The sequence below is a fragment of the Homoserinimonas sp. genome (assembly GCF_056262345.1).
In genome coordinates this window covers 1-17,935 of sequence record NZ_JBACFR010000049.1, presented here as the reverse complement: position 1 = coordinate 17,935, position 17,935 = coordinate 1, and the positions used below count along the sequence as shown (strand labels likewise).

16 protein-coding genes are annotated in these 17,935 nt (G+C 65.9%); 9 read left to right on the top strand and 7 right to left on the bottom strand.

Translation table 11 applies throughout. The annotated features are described in order from the left end of the window. The 6 genes from AC062T_RS02420 to AC062T_RS02395 are packed head-to-tail and all read left to right on the top strand — an operon-like array spanning window position 1 to window position 5,397. A complete protein-coding gene (locus AC062T_RS02420; protein ID WP_476027083.1) occupies window positions 1–792 on the top strand; it encodes an ABC transporter ATP-binding protein in 792 nt (263 codons plus the stop codon). After that, complete coding sequence (locus AC062T_RS02415; protein ID WP_476027055.1) at window positions 789–1,565, top strand: alpha/beta fold hydrolase; 777 nt, start codon at window positions 789–791, stop codon at window positions 1,563–1,565. The genes AC062T_RS02420 and AC062T_RS02415 overlap by 4 nt, the downstream gene beginning before the upstream one ends. Further along, window positions 1,562–2,893, top strand: a complete 1,332-nt coding sequence (locus AC062T_RS02410) for an FAD-dependent oxidoreductase (RefSeq protein ID WP_476027053.1) — start codon at window positions 1,562–1,564, stop codon at window positions 2,891–2,893. The genes AC062T_RS02415 and AC062T_RS02410 overlap by 4 nt, the downstream gene beginning before the upstream one ends. A gap of 13 nt (window positions 2,894–2,906) precedes the next feature. Next, window positions 2,907–4,178 carry an aconitase X gene (locus AC062T_RS02405; protein ID WP_476027051.1) on the top strand — a complete coding sequence of 424 codons (1,272 nt, stop codon included), beginning with the start codon at window positions 2,907–2,909 and terminating at the stop codon, window positions 4,176–4,178. Next, window positions 4,175–4,594 (top strand): aconitase X swivel domain-containing protein, encoded by a 420-nt coding sequence (locus AC062T_RS02400; protein WP_476027049.1) that lies wholly within the window; start codon window positions 4,175–4,177, stop codon window positions 4,592–4,594. The genes AC062T_RS02405 and AC062T_RS02400 overlap by 4 nt, the downstream gene beginning before the upstream one ends. Window positions 4,595–4,596: 2 nt before the next feature. Then, on the top strand, window positions 4,597–5,397 hold the full coding sequence (locus AC062T_RS02395; protein WP_476027047.1) for an SDR family NAD(P)-dependent oxidoreductase: 801 nt from the start codon (window positions 4,597–4,599) through the stop codon (window positions 5,395–5,397). A gap of 6 nt (window positions 5,398–5,403) precedes the next feature. On the opposite strand, the gene AC062T_RS02390 is transcribed toward AC062T_RS02395, so the two are convergent. The 3 genes from AC062T_RS02390 to xylA all read right to left on the bottom strand — a co-directional run bounded on the left by AC062T_RS02390 (window position 5,404) and on the right by xylA (window position 8,963). Continuing rightward, window positions 5,404–6,216 carry an IclR family transcriptional regulator domain-containing protein gene (locus tag AC062T_RS02390; protein WP_476027045.1) on the bottom strand — a complete coding sequence of 271 codons (813 nt, stop codon included), beginning with the start codon at window positions 6,214–6,216 and terminating at the stop codon, window positions 5,404–5,406. A gap of 111 nt (window positions 6,217–6,327) precedes the next feature. Further along, window positions 6,328–7,770, bottom strand: coding sequence for a xylulokinase (locus AC062T_RS02385; RefSeq protein WP_476027043.1), 1,443 nt, complete (start codon window positions 7,768–7,770; stop codon window positions 6,328–6,330). Between the two features lie 2 nt (window positions 7,771–7,772). After that, window positions 7,773–8,963, bottom strand: a complete 1,191-nt coding sequence (gene xylA, locus AC062T_RS02380) for a xylose isomerase (RefSeq protein WP_476027041.1) — start codon at window positions 8,961–8,963, stop codon at window positions 7,773–7,775. 123 nt (window positions 8,964–9,086) lie between these two features. Here xylA and AC062T_RS02375 point away from each other — a divergent pair, with 123 nt between their 5' ends. Continuing rightward, window positions 9,087–10,106 (top strand): LacI family DNA-binding transcriptional regulator, encoded by a 1,020-nt coding sequence (locus AC062T_RS02375; RefSeq protein ID WP_476027039.1) that lies wholly within the window; start codon window positions 9,087–9,089, stop codon window positions 10,104–10,106. Between the two features lie 5 nt (window positions 10,107–10,111). On the opposite strand, the gene AC062T_RS02370 is transcribed toward AC062T_RS02375, so the two are convergent. The 4 genes from AC062T_RS02370 to AC062T_RS02355 all read right to left on the bottom strand — a co-directional run bounded on the left by AC062T_RS02370 (window position 10,112) and on the right by AC062T_RS02355 (window position 15,736). Next, window positions 10,112–12,424 carry a beta-xylosidase/alpha-l-arabinosidase gene (locus AC062T_RS02370; RefSeq protein ID WP_476027081.1) on the bottom strand — a complete coding sequence of 771 codons (2,313 nt, stop codon included), beginning with the start codon at window positions 12,422–12,424 and terminating at the stop codon, window positions 10,112–10,114. A 52-nt stretch (window positions 12,425–12,476) separates the two neighbouring features. Continuing rightward, window positions 12,477–13,367 (bottom strand): carbohydrate ABC transporter permease, encoded by an 891-nt coding sequence (locus tag AC062T_RS02365; protein WP_476027037.1) that lies wholly within the window; start codon window positions 13,365–13,367, stop codon window positions 12,477–12,479. A 1-nt stretch (window position 13,368) separates the two neighbouring features. Next, window positions 13,369–14,346, bottom strand: a complete 978-nt coding sequence (locus tag AC062T_RS02360; RefSeq protein WP_476027035.1) for a carbohydrate ABC transporter permease — start codon at window positions 14,344–14,346, stop codon at window positions 13,369–13,371. Between the two features lie 97 nt (window positions 14,347–14,443). Further along, window positions 14,444–15,736, bottom strand: a complete 1,293-nt coding sequence (locus tag AC062T_RS02355; protein ID WP_476027033.1) for an ABC transporter substrate-binding protein — start codon at window positions 15,734–15,736, stop codon at window positions 14,444–14,446. Between the two features lie 170 nt (window positions 15,737–15,906). On the opposite strand from AC062T_RS02355, the gene AC062T_RS02350 reads away from it, so the two are divergent. Together AC062T_RS02350 and AC062T_RS02345 are read left to right on the top strand one after the other, a co-directional pair. Beyond that, on the top strand, window positions 15,907–17,067 hold the full coding sequence (locus tag AC062T_RS02350) for an ROK family protein (RefSeq protein WP_476027031.1): 1,161 nt from the start codon (window positions 15,907–15,909) through the stop codon (window positions 17,065–17,067). Window positions 17,068–17,261: 194 nt separating this feature from the next. Then, the coding region (locus AC062T_RS02345; protein ID WP_476027029.1) for an MFS transporter at window positions 17,262–17,935 on the top strand (674 nt) is incomplete at its 3' end.

Sequence of the window (17,935 nt, the reverse complement as noted above, 5' to 3'; positions counted from 1 at the left end):
ATGCGGCAGCCCGTTGTGGCGGTGAAGCACCTCAAGAAGGTCTACGAGTCAAAGGACCGTCGTGTCGAAGCCATCGGGGATCTCAACTTTGAGATTCAGCAGGGCGACTTCACGTGCATCGTCGGGCCGTCTGGCGCGGGAAAGACGACGCTGCTGAAGTGTCTTGCGGGACTGCTTGCGCCGACAGAGGGAACGATTCATGTAGCGGGCTCTCCGGTCAAGGGGCCGCCGGCCGATATGGCCGTCGTCTTTCAGGAATACGGCCGAAGCCTGTTCCCCTGGAAGTCGGTGCGCAAGAACATCGAGCTTCCCCTCAAGCAGAAGGGTGTGGCAAAGCCTGAACGCACCCGCCTAGTCGATGAGGCTCTTGCGGCCGTCGGGCTCACCGACGCCGCAGAGTCGTACCCCTGGCAGCTTTCGGGAGGCATGCAGCAGCGAGTCGCGATCGCTCGGGCTGTCGCCTACCAGCCGAAGGTGCTCGTAATGGACGAGCCCTTCGCGGCAGTTGACGCCCAAACCCGGGCAGACCTCGAAGACCTCATGCACCGCCTGTGGAAGGAACTCGGCCTCACGGTGCTCTTTGTGACGCACGACATTGACGAGGCCGTCTACCTGGCGCAGCGAGTTTTGGTTCTCTCGTCGTCGCCCACGTACGTCCTCGACTCCGTTGTCATCGACATCCCAGAACCCCGGAGCCAGATCGCCACGCGCGTCGAGCCCCGCTTCGCCGAGCTCCGCACCCGCGTCTATGAGGGAATCCAATCGGCCAAGGCCAAGAAGGCGGCGGCGTGATCCTCCCGTTCACCTGGCACGGCGCCCAGGATGCCCCCGTGCTCGTGCTCGGCAATTCACTCGGGGCCTCGGCATGGAGTTGGCATCACCAGGTGACGGCCTGTGCTGACCGGTTTCGCGTGCTGACCTTCGAACTGCCGGGACACTTCGGCGAAGCCGAGGAGCAGGTGCCGTTTACCTTCGATTCGCTCGTCGACGACACCGCGGCGCTCCTCGAAGCTGAGGGGGTCGCCCATGCCCGCTACTGCGGAGTCTCTCTCGGCGGAGCGATCGGCATCGCGCTTGCGGCACGGTACCCCCACCTCGTCTCTGACCTCGTCGTGGTGAACGCCCCCATTCGTCAACCGTCGCGTCAGTTCTGGCTTGACCGCGCCGACGCCGTCGAGGCGAACGGCCTCGCGGAGATCGCGGCAAGCGCACGCCACCGCTGGTTTGCGGCTCCGGATGCCGACTCTGCCGATATCGCACAAGCAGAGCGCATCCTTGCGGGCCTCCCCGCTGAGGGCTACGCGAACGCGTGCCGGGCGCTGGCCGACCTCGATGTCACAGAGGATTGCGCCAAGGTAACTGCGCGCACCCTCGTCGTCTCCTCCTCGAGTGACTTGGCGGTCGATCCCGATAACTCGACGGAGATCACCTCCCGAGTGCGGGGAGCGCAGCTCCACCCCGTGCTCGATGCCGGTCACATGCTTCCCCTTGAACAGCCAGAGCTGCTGCAGCCGCTGCTCGAGCATTTCTTCGCCGCCCAGACTGAGAGGAGTTCGACCGCATGATCGTCGAACCATCCCGCACGCTTTCCGTTCTTCGCACCTGTGACGTCATTGTCGTCGGAGGAGGGCCAACGGGCATTATGGCCGCCGCAGCTGCCGCGCGCGCGGGCCAGCGGACCCTGCTCGTCGAGAAATCGGGCTTTTTGGGTGGAGCCGGCACGGGAGGCGGACTGAGCACCTTCTGCGGAATGTACTCCAACGTCCGCGGCGAACACCGCCTGACGACCGGGGGGATGGGCCCGGAACTGCTTGAGAAGATTGACTCCTACGGCGGGCTCAGGCCCGCACACCTTTCGTTTGCCGAGCGCATCCAGGCTCAGGCCTACGATATTCCTGCATACCGTCTTGCCGCCGACGAACTCGTGCTCGAATCGGGCGCCGAGATTCTCTTTCACGCCTTTGCCGTCGCCATCGTCATGCGCAACGACAAAGAGATCGACGCCATCATCATCGAGACCAAAGAGGGGCGGTTCGCCCTTCGCGCCAAGTTCTTTATCGATGCATCTGGCGACGGGGACCTCGCCTACTGGTCGGGTGCCGACTTCGAACAGTCACCGCCGGAGGAGATGCTCTATCCCTCGACGATGTTCCGCATCAATGGAGTCGATGCGGAGGCCGCGGGTCCCGCATGGAAAACGCTTCCTCGCATGATGGAAGAGGCAATCGCCGCAGGTCGCAAGCCGTTCCCCCGTCTGGGTGCCATCGTTCGCCCGCAGCGGGACGACATCGAGTGGCGAGCGAACGCGACCCAGCTTCGCCGTGCCGACGGCTTGGCGCTCGACGGAACCAAGATCGACGACCTTACCAAGGGCGAGATCGATGGCCGTCAGCAGGCGCAGGAAGTCTTCGACTTCATCCGCACGAACCACCCCGGGTTTGAGAACTCCTACATCGTCGACATGGGGCCGGAGATCGGAATCCGCGAGACCCGGCGCATTGTCGGCGCTTATCAACTGACGGAGGAGGACATTCGGGGCTGCGCCGACTTCGACGACACAATTGGAGTCAACGGCTGGCCCATTGAGGCCCACGTCGACGGCAACGTCAAGATCGTCTGGCCGCACGAAGGCACGCGCGGGTACAACCAGATTCCCTACCGCATCCTGGTCGCGCCCAAGATCGATAACCTTCTGGTCGGCGGCCGCTGTGCATCGATGACGCATGGTGGTCAGTCTGCGGCGCGCGTGGCCGGACCGTGCATGGTCATGGGCCACGCCGCAGGTAACGCGGCGGCGCTAGCGATTGAGTTGGGAACGAGTGCAGCCACCGTGCCCATTGCCGAACTCCAAGCGCGTCTCCTCGCCCAGGGCGCAATTCTCGACGCGTCGTGAGAGAGGGATCACCGTGGAACTGACACAGCATGAACAGGACATGGCCGATGGCAAAGAGGGCGAAGCTGTTGCCGCAGCCATGGCGGTGCTGATCGAGTATGGCGAGATACTCGGGGCGACTCGACTCGTAGAGACCAACAATGTGTGCGGAGCCAATATCTTTGGGCCCCGGCACTCGGCGGTGCTCGGCACGACCGACCCTGCAGCCCTTTTCTCGCGGTTCTCGCTGAACTCCGACAAGCCGCTGACGGTGCCGCAGGTCAAGGCTCACAGCTGCCAGCTCATCGGCCCGCGCGATGCGAAAAACTGGGACATTCAGGGGCTCAGCGAGGCAACGAACGACGAGATCGTCGCTAGCGAGGAGTACCTTGCATCCCTCGGCGTGAGCATCCTCAGCACGTGCACCCCGTATCAGGTGGGCAACACCCCCGCCCGGGGAGAGCATTGCGCGTGGATGGAATCCTCCGCCGTCATCTACATCAACTCCGTGCTCGGCGCCCGAACCAACACCGAGGGGCGCGAGTCTTCTGCTGCCTCCATGCTGACCGGCCGCACTCCCTACGTTGGCCTGCATCTCGACGAGAATCGCTTGGGCACGCACCACGTCGTGCTTGAAGTACCCATAACCACAACGTTCGACTGGAACGTGCTCGGTTACTTCGTGGGAGCCGCAATCGACGACGGAGTGCCCGTCATCACGGGTGGCGAGCTGCGGCCCGATCCCGTCGATCTCAAGCAGTTCGGAGCTGCTGCCGCGTCATCCGGCGACATCGAGATGTTTCACATCCCCGGCATCACCCCCGAGGCCCCGGATGTCGATGCAGCTTTCGGCGGGCGCCCTCCCGTGGAGACGGTGACGTTTGGGCAGAGAGAGTTTGACGAGACTGTCGCGCGTTTGAACTCGACCGCTCACGGCGACGAGATCGACTTCGTCATGATCGGATGCCCCCACGCCTCACTTTCGCAGGTGCGCGAAGTCGCCCGGCTGCTTGAGGGTCGCACGGTGAGCCCCTCGACGCGCCTGTGGATATTCACGCCAAGCGCCCTGCGCGACGTCGCTGCCCGTAGCGGCTACATCGACGTCATCGAGCGAGCGGGAGCAAAGGTCATGTCTGACACATGCCCCGCGATCGCCCAATTCCTGCCGAAGGGCACACGGAGTTTCGCCACAGATTCTGCCAAGCAGGTGCACTACCTGCCGGCGATCATGGGGGTCAACGGCCATTTTGGCACCACCGCCGCATGTGTCGACGCTGCGGTTACCGGGCGGTGGTCGGCGGCATGACAGCGGCAACTTTCGAGGGCAGAGTCCTCGTGCACGGCACCGCGTCTGGCGAAGTGCTCGTATGTACTAAAGCCATTTCGGGGTGGGGCGGCATCGATCCGCGCACCGGCACGATCGTCGAAACGGGGCACCCACAAAGAGGGCTCAGTCTCGCGGGACGCATCATCGTTATCCCCGGGGCTAAAGGCTCCTCGGGGTGGTCTGGTCAATTCCATCTCGCCAAGCTGATAGGAACGTCGCCGGCTGCGATCGTCACCGAGAAGGTCAATAGCAAGCTCGCTCTCGGGCTTGCGGTCCTGGGGGTTCCTGCCCTAACCGACATGCCCGGTGACTTTCTCTCTGCAGTAGCGGATGGCGACTGGGCCGAGGTTAGCGGGGGAGTACTTACCGTGCAGAAGACGACTGGAGAAGCGTGACAATGGCAGATCTCACCGGCAAGACAATCCTCGTAACGGGAGCGGCGAGCGGCATTGGTGCGGCCTGTGCTGCGGCGAGTGCGCGCGCCGGAGCCTCGCTCGTGCTCATGGACCGTAGTGCTGAAGGTCTAGCGCAGAAGGCCGCCGAGTTCGAGGCTGCCGGCGTCGCGGTGACCACGATCGCTGTCGACATCTCCGACGAATCTGCTGTCAACGCGGCCTTTGACTCCCTCGCAGAGGCGGGAACGCCGCTCGATGGCGCGTTTCTCAACGCAGGCATTAACGCGGGGGAAAGCCTGCGCTCGCCCGGAGGCGAACTCGACCGATTCTCTACCGAGATCTGGGACAGGGTTCTCGGCATCAACCTCGATGGCTTCTTCTACACGTTGCGACGCACGGCGGAGTCGATGAAGGCTGCCGGACGCGGAGCGATCGTTGTGACCTCGTCGACCTCCGGTATTCGCGCGGAACCCCTCGTGAGCTATGCCTACATCGCCGCCAAGGCTGCCGTCACCGCGGTGTCGCGTCAGGCCGCTCTCGAACTCGTTAAGTACGGCGTTCGCATCAACATCCTGGCGCCGGGGCCGTTCAATACCAACATCGGAGGCACGGCGCCGCGGCCGCAAGAAAAGACCGAGCTGTGGCAGCGCACGATTCCGATGGGTCGGTGGGGGGAGACCCGCGAGCTTGAGGAGGCCGCGCTGATGCTCGTCTCCGACGGCTCGTCCTTTATGACGGGCAGCGTTCTGGTTGTCGACGGAGGGGCCTCTGTGCTCACCCAGGTGCGTGCCGACGAGCTCTAGCGGGGATTAGTCGACGAAACGATCTTTGTTGCTCAGGTAATAGGCCCGCGAGATGTCTGCTGCCACGTCTTTGAGCAAGGGTGCCACGACCTCGACGAGGTGTTCGGGAGTCGAGCGCATGGGGGTCGAGGTTGACGAGAGGGTGCCGACGACCTCTCCTGAGGGAATGGTGATGGGCACGGCGACGGCAATCATGCCCGGTTCCAGCTCCTCGACCGCAAGGGAGTAGCCCCGCGTGCGATCGTTGGCAATCGCTGTTCGAAGCTGTTTCTCGTCGGTAATCGTCGCTGGCGTGTAGGCCTCAAGCGTGGCCTGAGCAAAGTACGCGTCGAGTTGCGCTGCAGTTAGCCCCCCCAGTAGCACCTTGCCCATGGCCGTCGCGTGGGCTGGCAGGCGGCTGCCCACGCGAATGGCGTGTTGCATGATGCGCCGCACCTCTACGCGCGCAACATGCACGACGTCGGTCCCGTCGAGCACCGAAACGGAGGTGCTTTCGGATGTTTTCTCCGCGAGCAGCGTGAGAAACGGCTGGGCGAGCTCGGGGAGCGTGTTCGACGTGAAGTAGCCCTGGCTGATCTCGAGGATGCGGGGCGTCAGACTCCATTCGCCCTTATGTTGTTGGGCGAAACCTAGCTTCTCGAACGTGAGAAGAATGCGCCGAATCGCGGGTCGAGAGAGGTTGAGCTTTGCTGCCAGCTCCGAGGCCGTTGGGGTTGATTCGGTCGCGGCGAACGCCTGCAGCACCTGCATCCCACGCTCTAGGCTCTGGATGAAGTCCCGGTCGTTGCCGCTGTCGTCGGCGCTCAAAGAAGGTGACACGTTGTCGACACTACCATCTTGGTACGCAATGCGGGCACTTTGTTCGCATTGCGGTCGAACCGGGGCTCCTGGTCGGCCTAGTGGCCGCCGCCGGGTCGCTCGCAGCGCAAGTTATTTGACCGCCGTCATTGCCGCATCCCGCGCTCGAGCGTAGCGCTCGCGAATCTCGGGCCGCCCGTCGGCCGCGATCTCGCGTGTGACGGCGATCGGCCAGTCGGGCCGCTCTCCCGCGAGTGCCCATGCGGCCTGGCGGGCCATGCCGTCGGCCACGTATTCGCCCTCGATGGGCACCGTGATCGGCACGCCGAAGACCTGCGCGGCGATGGTGTGAACGGCGGGGTTCTGGGCCGCCCCACCAATAAGCAGCACACGGCGGGCGGAGAGGCCGTGCGCGAGCATCGCGTCGAGTCCATCGGCGAGACCGCAGAGCATTCCCTCGATTGCGGCGCGGGCGATCGCGGGTCGCGAGGTCGAGGCGAGGGTGAGCCCGCTCAGTGTTGCCGTCGCAGTGGGCAGATTCGGCGTGCGTTCGCCCTCGAACCACGGCACGAGCACGGGGCCGGATGCGGAATCCGCCTCCAGCGCAAGCTGGCCGAGGGACGCATGGTCGACGCCCAGCAGCGCGGCAATAGAGTCGAGCACCCTCGCGGCATTGAGGGTGGCTACGAGCGGGAGGAACGCGCCGGTGGCGTCCGCGAATCCGGCGATGGTGCCGCTCGCATCGGCGATGGGGGAGGGCGAGACGGCGAAGACGGTTCCGCTCGTGCCGATTGAGACGATCACGTCGCCGGGTCGGGCGTCGAGGCCGAGGGCCGCCGCGGCGTTGTCGCCAGCTCCCGCCCCGACGATGAGGGATTCGGGCAGCGCAAGCTGGGGTGCTCCGACGGCAACGCGCCGTGACTCGTGGGGCGCGAGCACGGCGGGCAGCGTCACCTGCCCGGAGGACGCGATGGCGGGGCGGCCGAGGGCGATCGAGAGCAGCCCGCGGTCATATTCGCCCGTCGTAGGCGAGAAATACCCCGTGCCGCTGGCGTCGGAGCGGTCGGTCGTCAGCTCGCTGAGGTTGGGGTTCGACGGGCCAAAGCCGCGAAGTCGCCAGGTGAGCCAATCGTGCGGCAGGGCTACTGCCGCGACCCTGTCGGCATTCGCCGGCTCGGCATCCCGAAGCCACCGCAGCTTGGTCGAGGTAAAGGACGCAACGGGCACGCTGCCCGTGCGGGCGGCAAGCTCGGCGTCGCCCAGTTCGGCCCGCAGTGCGCGTGCCGCTGCGGCGCTGCGGGTGTCGTTCCAGAGCAGGGCGGGGCGGATGATGCGGCCCTCGTCGTCCAGGGCAATGAGACCGTGCTGCTGCCCTCCGATGGAGACGGCGGCAACATCACTCAGCCCGCCTGCAGCAGACACGGCCTGCTGCAGGGCGAGCCACCATGCTTCGGGGTCGACCTCGGTGCCGTCGGGGTGGGGTGCGCGACCAGACCGTACGAGGTGACCCGTGGCGGCGTCTCGGATGACGACCTTGCAGCTTTGGGTCGACGAATCGACTCCCGCGACGAGCATCCTTAGCGCGCTCCCATGAGGTGCTCGGTGGCCAGCTGCTGCAGGCGCACGAAGCCGAAGCCCTTGCCGTCGAAGTAGGCGCCGGGGTCGAAGTCCTCATAGGCGGCGCGGTCGGCAATGAGGTCGTCATAGCTTTCACCCTCGCCGAGGGTGGGCTGGGCGAGCTCCGTGACGCGGGCCGCCTCAAGTGCCTCGTGAACCTCTGGGTCGGCGCGGAACGCCGCGGCCCGTTCTTTGAGAAGCAGGTACGTGCGCATGTTTGCCGCAGCCGAATCCCACACGCCTGTCTCGTCTTCTGTGCGGGAGGGCTTGTAGTCGAAGTGCCGGGGGCCGTCATAGGCGGGGCCGCCATTCGGGCCGCCGTTTTCGAGCAGATCCACGAGGGCGAATGCATTGTGCAGGTCGCCGTGACCGAACACGAGATCCTGGTCGTACTTGATGCCGCGTTGGCCATTGAGGTCGATGTGAAAGAGCTTGCCGCAGTCGAGTGCCTGGGCGATGCCCGCAGCAAAGTTGAGCCCTGCCATCTGCTCGTGGCCGACCTCGGGGTTCACCCCGACGAGTTCGGGCCGCTCGAGGGTGTTGATGAAGGCTATTGCGTGGCCGACCGTTGGTAGCAGAATGTCGCCGCGCGGCTCGTTGGGCTTGGGCTCGATCGCGAATCGGATGTCGTAGCCCTTGTCGGTCACATAGTCGCCCAGCAGGTTGACGGCCTCGCGATAGCGGGAGAGCGCGCTGCGGATGTCTTTGGCGGAGTCGTATTCCGCACCCTCTCGCCCGCCCCACATGACAAAGGTCTTGGCGCCAAGCTCGGCCGCGAGATCGATGTTGCGGATAACTTTGCGCAGCGCGAAGCGGCGAACGGCGCGGTCGTTAGAGGTGAAGCCGCCGTCTTTGAATACGGGGGCGGAGAAGAGGTTGGTCGTCACCATGGGCACCGTGAGCCCCGTGGCGTCGAGGGCCTGGGTGAGGCGGTCGATCTGCGCCTGCCGCTCGGCGTCGGTCGAGCCAAAAGCGAAGAGGTCGTCGTCGTGAAAGGTGAGACCGTAGGCGCCGAGCTCCGCGAGCTTCTCGACTACGTGGACTACGTCGAGGGCGGCGCGGGTGGGGCCGCCGAACGGGTCTGCGCCGTTGTAACCGACGGTCCAGAGCCCGAAAGAAAACTTGTCTGCGGAGGTGGGCTTCGTTGCCATGATGCTCCCGATCGAGTAAATGTTGTTTTCTCCAACATATAGCAGGATGCTCCGCGAGGGAAGCCTCCGAAACACCAACTAAAAGTTTCGAGGATTTGTGCGAAAGTCGCCTATTGTCGTTGCATGTCAACCATCCCGACCGAGCCTCGCGTCACCCTCGCGGCGCTCGCCGCCGAGGCCGGAGTCTCGCTTGCGACCGCCTCCAAAGTGCTCAACGGGCGCCCGGACGTCGCCGCCGCGACTCGCCTCCGCGTAGAGAGTCTCCTTGAGCGCAACGGCTATCAGCGCCGTGCCGCAACCGCCACGCGCTCGCGGCTCATCGAACTGGTTTTTCACGAACTCGAAAGCGCCTGGTCGATGGAACTCATCCGCGGGGTGGAGAGCGTGGCCTCGGAGCGGGGCATGAGCGTTGTGCTCACCGAGAGCGGAACCCGGCACGCGCCAGGGCCGGAGTGGCTTGAGGGAGTGCTCAGCCGCCGCCCGGTCGGAGTCGTGCTCGTCTTCTCCGACCTGCCCGAACAGTTTCGCTCCGCCCTTGCCGCGCGCAGCATCCCCTTTGTCATTGTGGATCCGGCCGGCGATCCTTCGCCCGATGTGCCAGCGGTCGGCTCGGCAAACTGGGCCGGCGGCCTTGCGGCCGTTCGGCACTTGATCGAGCTCGGGCACCGCCGCATTGCCGCCATTACGGGCCCCGAAGACATGATGTGCTCTCTCGCGCGCATCGACGGCTACCGTTCCGCCATGAACGCCGCTGGCCTGCCGATTCGCGAAGAATGGATCCGTTTTGGCGACTTTCACCTCACGGGCGGCGCGCGCCATGCGGCCGACCTGCTAGCGCTAGACGAACCGCCGACGGCGATCTTCGCGGGCAGTGATCTGCAGGCGCTCGGGGTTCTTGAGACCGCCCGCACGCTCGGGATGCGGGTTCCAGACGACCTCTCGGTCGTGGGCTACGACGACATTCCGCTTGCGAGCTGGGTGAGCCCTCGACTCACCACGGTGCATCAGCCCCTGATGGAGATGGCTAAGGAGGCGACGCGGCTCGTCATCCGCCTGAGCGAGGGGCAGCTCGCGAGCCCGCCACGCATGGATCTGGCCACGAGCCTCGTGGTGCGCGAGAGCACGGCCCCGCTCGCCCGCTGACCCGATTAGCCCTGCTCCACTGAGATGCCGGGGCGAAGCGTACGGCGATGGTCGACAACCCGAACAGCGCCGGTAAGCGTCACCCCGAGCGAGTGCGGGATGTCGCCACTCGACCGCCCGAATCCCAGCTCGATCAGCCCTGGTTCGACGATGCGCTCGCCCGTGAGCCCTGTGAAGCTTGCGAGATCGGCCGAGACGGTGAAGCGCACGTGCGCGCTCTGCCCGGCGTCGAGTGTGAGCCGCGAATACCCGACCAATCTCTGCACCGGTCGCACCACGCTCGCAACGGGATCATGCAGATAAAGCTGCACGATCTCGTCGCCCGTGCGGTCTCCCTCGTTGGTCACGCGGAGTGAAACCTCCACGGCACCGTCGGTCGATAGCTCGGTGGCCGATGCTTCCGGCTGATCCCAGCGAAAGCGTGTGTAGCCGATTCCGTGCCCGAAGGGGAACGCCGCTGTGGGGTCGATGGTCGAGACGCCGCTGGTACGGGCAAGAGGCGAGGCTAGATACGTGCTCGGCTGAGCGCCGGGCTGAGCCGGCACGCTCACGGGCAGCCGACCGCTGGGGTTCACGCGGCCGCTCAGTACGCCGGCGATCGCCCCGGTGCCTTCCTCCCCGGCGAAAAAGCTTTGAACGATTGCCGCCGCATCCGTGACTGCGCGCCCGAGCGCATAGGGGCGCCCGGCAAGCAGGGTGACGACGGTGGGGGTTCCGCACGCGAGCACGGCGTCGAGCAGCTGCTGCTGCGCGCCCGGCAGCTCGAGCGACGGTGCATCGCAGCCCTCGCCGCTCGTGCCTCGGCCAAAGAGCCCGGCTCGGTCGCCCAGGGCAAGCACTACGACGTCGGCCTGACGTGCTGCCTCCACGGCTGCGGCGATGCCATCGGTCTCGCCCCCGTCGATGCTCGTGCCGAGCGCGTGCTCGATTTCAGCATCCGCAAACTCCGTGCGCAGGCTCTCGAGCAGAGTCGGCAGCACGATGCCCACCGGGCTATCGGGATGCAGCGCACCGACATGACTCGGGAACGAGTAGCAGCCGAGAACGGCATAGGGGTCGTCGGCATTGGGGCCGATCACGGCGATGCGGCGAGGGGAAGCGAGCGGCAGCGTGCCGTCGTTGCGCAGCAATACGATTGCGCGCTCGGCCAGTTCGCGGGCCAATTGGCGGTTATCTTCGCTGTCGAGTTGCACGCGTGCGCGCACGTGAGCGGGGTCGCTCAGGTCCATGCCGGCGAGGGCCGAGGGCACTGCGCTCCATTCGGGGTCGAGAAGCCCCAGCTGGAGCTTCTGCAGCAGCACCCGAGTGAGCGCACCATCAACGAGCTTCTCGTCGACCCGGCCCGCCCGGATCGCCTCGACCAGGGGCTCGCCATAGGCCTTCACGGTGGGCAGCTCCACATCGATTCCGGCCTCGAGGGCCGCGGCTGCGGCATCCGCCCAGGTTTCGGCAACGCCGTGGAGAAGCATAAGAAACCCCACAGCAAAATAGTCGGCCACGACCGTGCCGTCGAAGCCCCAGGTATCGCGGAGCAGACCGGTGAGCAGGCCGCGATCCGCAGCAGAGGGAACGCCATCGATGTCGGTATAGGCGTTCATGACGCTGCGAACCCCGCTCTCCCGAATCGCCATTTCAAAAGGGGGGAGCAAAACATCGGCGAGTTCGCGGGAGCCAATCGAGACCGGCGCGAGATTGCGACCGGCTCGGGAGGCGGAATAGCCGACAAAGTGTTTGAGGGTCGCCACGATGCCAGCCGACTCGAGACCCTGCACATACGCGGTCGCGATCGTGGCCACAAGAAAGGGGTCCTCGCCGATCGTCTCCTCAACGCGTCCCCATCGGGCGTCGCGCACGACATCCAGCACGGGGGCGAGGCCCTGGTGAATGCCCACCGAGCGCATGTCATCGCCAATTCGCCGCGCCATGCGCCTCACCAGTTCGGGGTCGAAACTCGCCCCCCACGAGAGCGGCACGGGGTAGGCGGTTGCGCCCCAGGCGGCGAAGCCCGCGAGGCATTCTTCATGAGCAACGGCCGGGATGCCCAGCCGGCTGCCCGCCACGATGCGTTCCTGGGTGCGCACGAGCGAAAGCGCGCCGAGTGCCGGGTCGACGGGCGCAGTTCCAAAGGGCCGGGTCAGCTGGCCGAGGCCCAGCGGCAGGAGGGCATCCAGATCCACGCTGTCGGTCATGTCGTGTTGATGCGGGGCCACCTCGCCGCCCTCGGCCGAGGCGCCGACCCACACCCCATAGAGCTGGGCGACCTTCTCCTCGAGCGTCATCTCCGCCATGAGGGCGGCGACTCGTGCCGGGGCGGGCATGGTGGTGTCGTGCCATAGGGGACGAGTCCCGACTTCACTGGTCACAGAATTCCTATCCCTTAACTGCGCCGGTCAGGCCGCCGACGATGCGCTTCTCCGCGAGGAGGAAGAAGGCGAGAGCCGGGACCATCGAGAGCGATGTGTATGCGAGTACCGCGCCGGTGTCAGACGAGTACTGGGTCGAGAACTGCTGCACGCCGAGCGGCAGGGTCCACAGGTCCTGGGGCATGCCTCCCGCGGCCATGATGAGCAGCGGCAGCAGATAGGCGTTCCAACTGCCGATGAAGGCGAGCACGCCCACCGTGATGAGCCCGGGCACCGAGAGGGGCAGCATGATGCGCCAGAAAAAGCCGATGCGGCTCGCGCCATCGATTGCGGCCGCCTCTTCGAGCTCCGACGGGATTGCCCTCAAAAAGGGAACCAAGATGATGATGGTCGTCGGCAGGGCGAACGCGACCTGAGGAATGATGAGCCCCAGGAACGTGCCGTGAAGTCCGAGGTCCCGAAGCAGGATGCTCAGCGGCAGCGCCGCGACCGTGACGGGAAACATCAGGCCGGCGGCAAAGAGCGCATAGAGCCCGCCGCGGCCACGAAAGCTGTACCGCGCGATCACGAAGGCGGCCATAACGCCGAGGAGAACCACGCCGAGTGTTGTGCCGACCCCTACGAGGGTCGAGGAGAACACCGATCCCCAGAATCGGTTGGAGGTGAGCACGCGCACGTAGCTCTCCACGGTCCAGGGGTCTGGCCAGCCGGCCGGGGCGGCGTTGATATCAGAGGTGCGCCGAAAGCCACCGATCCAGATGTAGGCAACGGGCACGATCGATGCGGCCACCGCGGTGAGCGCGACGACGTAGACCCAGACCTGGCCCATGTCGAAGGCCTTCTTCTTGACGGGGTGGCTTCGGGGGCTGTGCACGGTGGTCTGCGAGAGGGTTGTCATGTCAGCGAACTCCGCTCGTGAGCGCGCCGGCGAGGTCGCGGCGCATGGCGAACCGTTGGTAGATCACGGCGACGACGAGCGAGATCACAAAGAGGATGACCGCGATGGCGCTTCCGTAGCCGTACTGGCCCTGGCCGTACTGGATCATGTACACGGCCATGGTGTTGGTCGCGCCGATGGGGCCGCCCTTTGTGGTCACCCACACCATGTCGAAAAGCTGGAGCGAGCCGATCATCGACAGAAATATCCAGATGCGAATGGTGGGCCCGAGCAGGGGCAGGGTGATGCGCCACTGGGTCTGCCACCAGTTGGCTCCGTCGATCGCGGCGGCCTCGTGTAGTTCTTCTGGCACTCCTTGCAGCCCTGCGAGCATCAGCAGGATTGCGAAGCCCAGGTACTTCCAGCTCAGGATGCCGAACATGACCCAGAGCGCGATGTCCGGGTCGGCAAGCCACGGCCTCGCCAGGTCGCCAAGCCCGATCGCCTCAAGCACGGCGTTGACGCCGCCGCGGGGCGAGAGCAGCAGCTTCCACGAGAGACCAGCAATAACCTCGGCGAGCACGTAGGGAACGAAGATGAGCGCGCGAATGACGGTGCGGCCGCGCATGCGCCGATTGAGGAGCAGGGCGACGGCGATCGCAATCGGGCCCTGCACGAGGATCGAGGCGATCACGATCGTCGCGTTGTTGCCGATCGCCTTAATGAAGAGGGGGTCGGAGAAGGCCCGAACATAGTTGTCGAGCCCGATGAATCGGTCGAGCGGGCCGAGGCCATTCCAGTTATAGAGGCTGTACACCGCGGCGAGAGCCACGGGCACGATCACGAACCCTACGAAAACCACGAGGGCGGGCCCGGCAAAGAGAGCGATCTCTAACCATTTGCGACGGTCGGCCGCTGGGCGACGCCGCGGGGTGGCGGGCGCTGGCCCTGCTGGGCTCGGGGCCGTGACGCGAGGGGGTGCTGCATGCGTTGCGGTCATGTCTCACTCCGTTGGGAGAGTCGGCGGGGCCTGCTATCGGGGCAGACCCCGCCGGGGTGGATCCTCGGTGTCGTGTCGCGCGGTCGCGCGGGTGGTTCTACTGCGCGGCGGCTGTCTGCTCCAGAGCGGCCACGACATCCTGTGGCGTGCCTGATCCGGCGAAGATGTTCACGATCGCCTGGTTGAGCGGGTTACCGAAGGCCGGGCCGAGCGCGCTGTCAATCCACAACTGCACATAGCTCGCCTCGCCCAGCGCTGTCGCGCTGGCGATGAGGTTGGGATCCGTGAGGGCGTCCGCCACACCGGGGTGGGTGGGAACGCCAGCGCCGGTCTCGGCAAATCGGCGCTGAACATCTTCGCTCATGATGTACTTCAGCAGGTCGACGGCCTCGTCGGGTGCATCCACGTGGACGCCAAAGCCGTCGCCGCCGCCCATGATGCTGCCGGCGTCGCCGCCAGCACCGTCAACGGTGGGGAACGGGAACCAGCCGAGCCACTCGGGGACCTCGCCGTCTTCTGTGAGAGCGCCGATGGTGCCGGAGTTCCACGGGCCCATGAACTCCATAGCGGCCTGGCCGTTGGCGATGAGCCCGTTCGAGCTGTCGGCGCCGGTCTGACCGGGGGTTGCGAGGAAGCCCTCGTTGAAGGGGTCGGTAGCGATGAACTCCTCTAGCTGCTCGCCAGCTTCGACCCAGCAGGGGTCGGAGAAGTCGAACTCGGGGATGGCGGTCTCAAGCACGTCGGCGGGGCAGGAGCTCACCGCGAACTGGTACCACCAGTGACCCGCCGGCCACAGGTCGCCGGCGCCCACCGCGATGGGGGCGACATCAATCGCCTTGAGGGCGGTCACCGCATCCTCAAGCTCGCTCAGCGTCTCGGGAGTGCCTTCGATGCCCGCTTTGTCAAAGAGTTCGGTGTTGTACCAAATGCCGGCTGCGCCGAAGGCATAGGGGATGGCGTACTGCTTGCCGTCCAGCTGCCACGGGCTTACTGCGGCACCCATTTCCTCGATCGTGTCTGCTGCGACCTCGGTCAGGTCTTTGAGGTGGCCGGCCTCGGCCTGGGCCCGCACCTCGCCGCCGGGCCAGACCATGAAGACGTCTGGGGCGTCGCCCGACTGCAGGGCATTGGGGATGAGGGTGCGCTGCAAGTCTTCGTTTTGGTATCCGGTGACCTCTACGGTGACTCCGGGGTTGGCTTCTTCGAATTCAGCCGCCACGTCGTCCCAGAGTCCCTGCAGGGGGTCGGATGTCGCGTTGTGCCACCAGGTGATGGTGACATCGCCGTCGTTCTCGCCATTGTCGCCGCCGGGGGTGCAGGCTGCGAGCCCGAGCGCCAGGGTCGATACCGCAGCGATTGCGGCCACCCTTGTGGTGCGGGATCTGTTCATCGTCGAACGCCTCTCGAAAGTTTCGACATCTTTGTCGAAAGTGATTGGGATGTCTGGATACTACGCACGGAACCTTTTGAGGTCAATAGCAACAAATACCGGTTTGCCCCGGAATGTCGCGGTTGCTGCGGGCCAGAAGCCTCCGCCAAATCGGGTAGCGTGCTGTCACCATGACACCTCGATCGAGCGCCGCGAGCCTCGACGATGTACGCCGACACAACCTCGGTCGCATCGTCGAAATCGTGCACCACAGCGGCGCCATCTCGCGCTCGCAACTCACCAGGGCGACGGGCCTCAACCGCTCCACGATCTCGGCGCTGGTCGGCGAGCTCGTGGCCGCCGGTCTCGTCTCTGAGGCGGATCCCACGGGGGATCGCGGGGTGGGGCGACCCTCTCCCGTCGTCTCGGCGGGGGCATCCGCAGTCGCCTTCGCCGTGCACGCCGAGCTCGACTCCATCACCGTCGGGCTCGTGCAACTGGGCGGCGTCGTCATAGCCAAGCGCAGGGTCGATGTCGACCAGGTGCCCACGGCGGAGTCTACCGTCGAGGTTGCCGCCGCGCTCATCGAGCGGCTCTCCCGCGAACACGACGTTGAGCGCTCCGCCGGAGTCGGGGTTGCCGTTCCTGGCCTCGTGCGCGACGGCGACGGTGTCGTGCGGCTTGCCCCCCATCTGCTCTGGCGCGACGCCCCCATCGAGCGGATGCTCAGCCGGGCCACGAATCTGCCCGTGTCTGTGGCCAACGATGCGACGCTGGGCGCCAGGGCGGAGCGCACCTTCGGTGCGGGCAGGGGAGTCGACGACCTCGTCTATCTCAATGGCGGGGCTAGTGGCATCGGCGGCGGCATCGTGCTGGGAGGCCGCACCCTCACGGGGCTCAGCGGCTATGCGGGTGAGTTCGGCCACGCATTCAGCACCGATGCCGGGGCGGCCCTGGAGGATCTCGTCGATCGGGCCTCGCTCACGGCGGCGCTTGGCGTCGCCGCACCCACCGACGCGGAACTCGAAGCGGCGCTCGCCGCATCGACCGATGCCGAGGTTGCTCAGCTCGTCGCGCGGCAGGCGACCACACTCGGCCGAGGGCTTGCCGGAACGATCAACATCCTGAACCCCGCCGCTGTCATTCTTGGAGGCTTTCTCGGTGTCATCTTCGACTGTGCGCCAGAGCATCTCCTGGCCGCGGTGCGAGAGCACACGCTTGCCCCTGCCTTCGACGACGTGAGCATCGCCAGAGCGCAACTCGGCGACAACCTGCTTATGATCGGCGCGGGCGAGCTGGCCTTCGACCGCTGTATTTCCAACCCGCTCGGGGCACTGCGCGCGCAGATCTGACAACCCTGCAGACTGCTGCGGCCGTGCCCGATCTGGGGGCGCTGAGCATGCCGAGCGCGCCATAGTTTTCGGCTAATCTACCGAGATGACCCACGCAGCCCACCCCCAGAGCACCACGCGCCACTCGGCGGGCAGAGCAGCGTTCGGCCTCGTGATCGGCGCTCTCTGCGCCACGGCCGACCGGGCGTAGCGGGGTGTCAACCAGTCGCATCGGCATCTACAGCGCGCCCTATCTGTGGACCACCATCGGGGCGTGTGCGCTCGTTTTTCTCAACGCATTTGAGAACCTCGCCGTCACCACCATCATGCCCATCGTCAGCGACGATCTCGATGGCGCCCGACTCTACGCGCTGGCGTTCGCCGCCCCGCTCGCGGTCGGAGTGATCGGCATGGTGGTCGCGGGCAACTGGTCGGACCGTGCCGGCCCGACCGGCCCGCTGTACCTCTCCGGGGCGCTCTTCGTTGCAGGTCTTCTGGTCGCTGGCACGGCACAAGAGATGGGGGTGCTGGTCCTCGGTCGCCTCGTGCAGGGTCTTGGCGGCGGCGGCGTCACCGTCGCGCTCTACGTGCTCGTGGCGCGCATCTATCCCCCCGACCTGCATCACAAGATCTTTGCCGCGTTCGCCGCAGCCTGGGTGGTGCCGTCAATGATCGGGCCGGCCATCGCCGGGGTAATCGCCCAGTTGTTCTCCTGGCACTGGGTGTTTCTGGGGGTCGTCGGTCTTGTGCTGGCGGCTGTGGGCATGGTCGTGCCTGCCGTACGCGTCTTGGCATCGCAGCCCGTGCCAGAGAACCCGCAGCCGTGGGCCTGGGGTCGCATCGGCTGGTCGATTCTCGCCGCAGGCGCCGTGCTCGCCCTCAACCTTTC

What these genes read in the sequence shown, in the direction of transcription:
- AC062T_RS02420 (WP_476027083.1), top strand. Translation starts at nt 1, where the DNA reads ATGCGGCAGCCCGTTGTGGCGGTGAAGCACCTCAAGAAGGTCTACGAG.
- AC062T_RS02410 (WP_476027053.1), top strand. Translation starts at nt 1,562, where the DNA reads ATGATCGTCGAACCATCCCGCACGCTTTCCGTTCTTCGCACCTGTGAC.
- AC062T_RS02400 (WP_476027049.1), top strand. Translation starts at nt 4,175, where the DNA reads ATGACAGCGGCAACTTTCGAGGGCAGAGTCCTCGTGCACGGCACCGCG.
- AC062T_RS02395 (WP_476027047.1), top strand. Translation starts at nt 4,597, where the DNA reads ATGGCAGATCTCACCGGCAAGACAATCCTCGTAACGGGAGCGGCGAGC.
- AC062T_RS02385 (WP_476027043.1), bottom strand. Translation starts at nt 7,770, where the DNA reads ATGCTCGTCGCGGGAGTCGATTCGTCGACCCAAAGCTGCAAGGTCGTC.
- xylA (WP_476027041.1), bottom strand. Translation starts at nt 8,963, where the DNA reads ATGGCAACGAAGCCCACCTCCGCAGACAAGTTTTCTTTCGGGCTCTGG.
- AC062T_RS02375 (WP_476027039.1), top strand. Translation starts at nt 9,087, where the DNA reads ATGTCAACCATCCCGACCGAGCCTCGCGTCACCCTCGCGGCGCTCGCC.
- AC062T_RS02370 (WP_476027081.1), bottom strand. Translation starts at nt 12,424, where the DNA reads ATGCCCGCCCCGGCACGAGTCGCCGCCCTCATGGCGGAGATGACGCTC.
- AC062T_RS02365 (WP_476027037.1), bottom strand. Translation starts at nt 13,367, where the DNA reads ATGACAACCCTCTCGCAGACCACCGTGCACAGCCCCCGAAGCCACCCC.
- AC062T_RS02360 (WP_476027035.1), bottom strand. Translation starts at nt 14,346, where the DNA reads ATGACCGCAACGCATGCAGCACCCCCTCGCGTCACGGCCCCGAGCCCA.
- AC062T_RS02355 (WP_476027033.1), bottom strand. Translation starts at nt 15,736, where the DNA reads ATGAACAGATCCCGCACCACAAGGGTGGCCGCAATCGCTGCGGTATCG.
- AC062T_RS02350 (WP_476027031.1), top strand. Translation starts at nt 15,907, where the DNA reads ATGACACCTCGATCGAGCGCCGCGAGCCTCGACGATGTACGCCGACAC.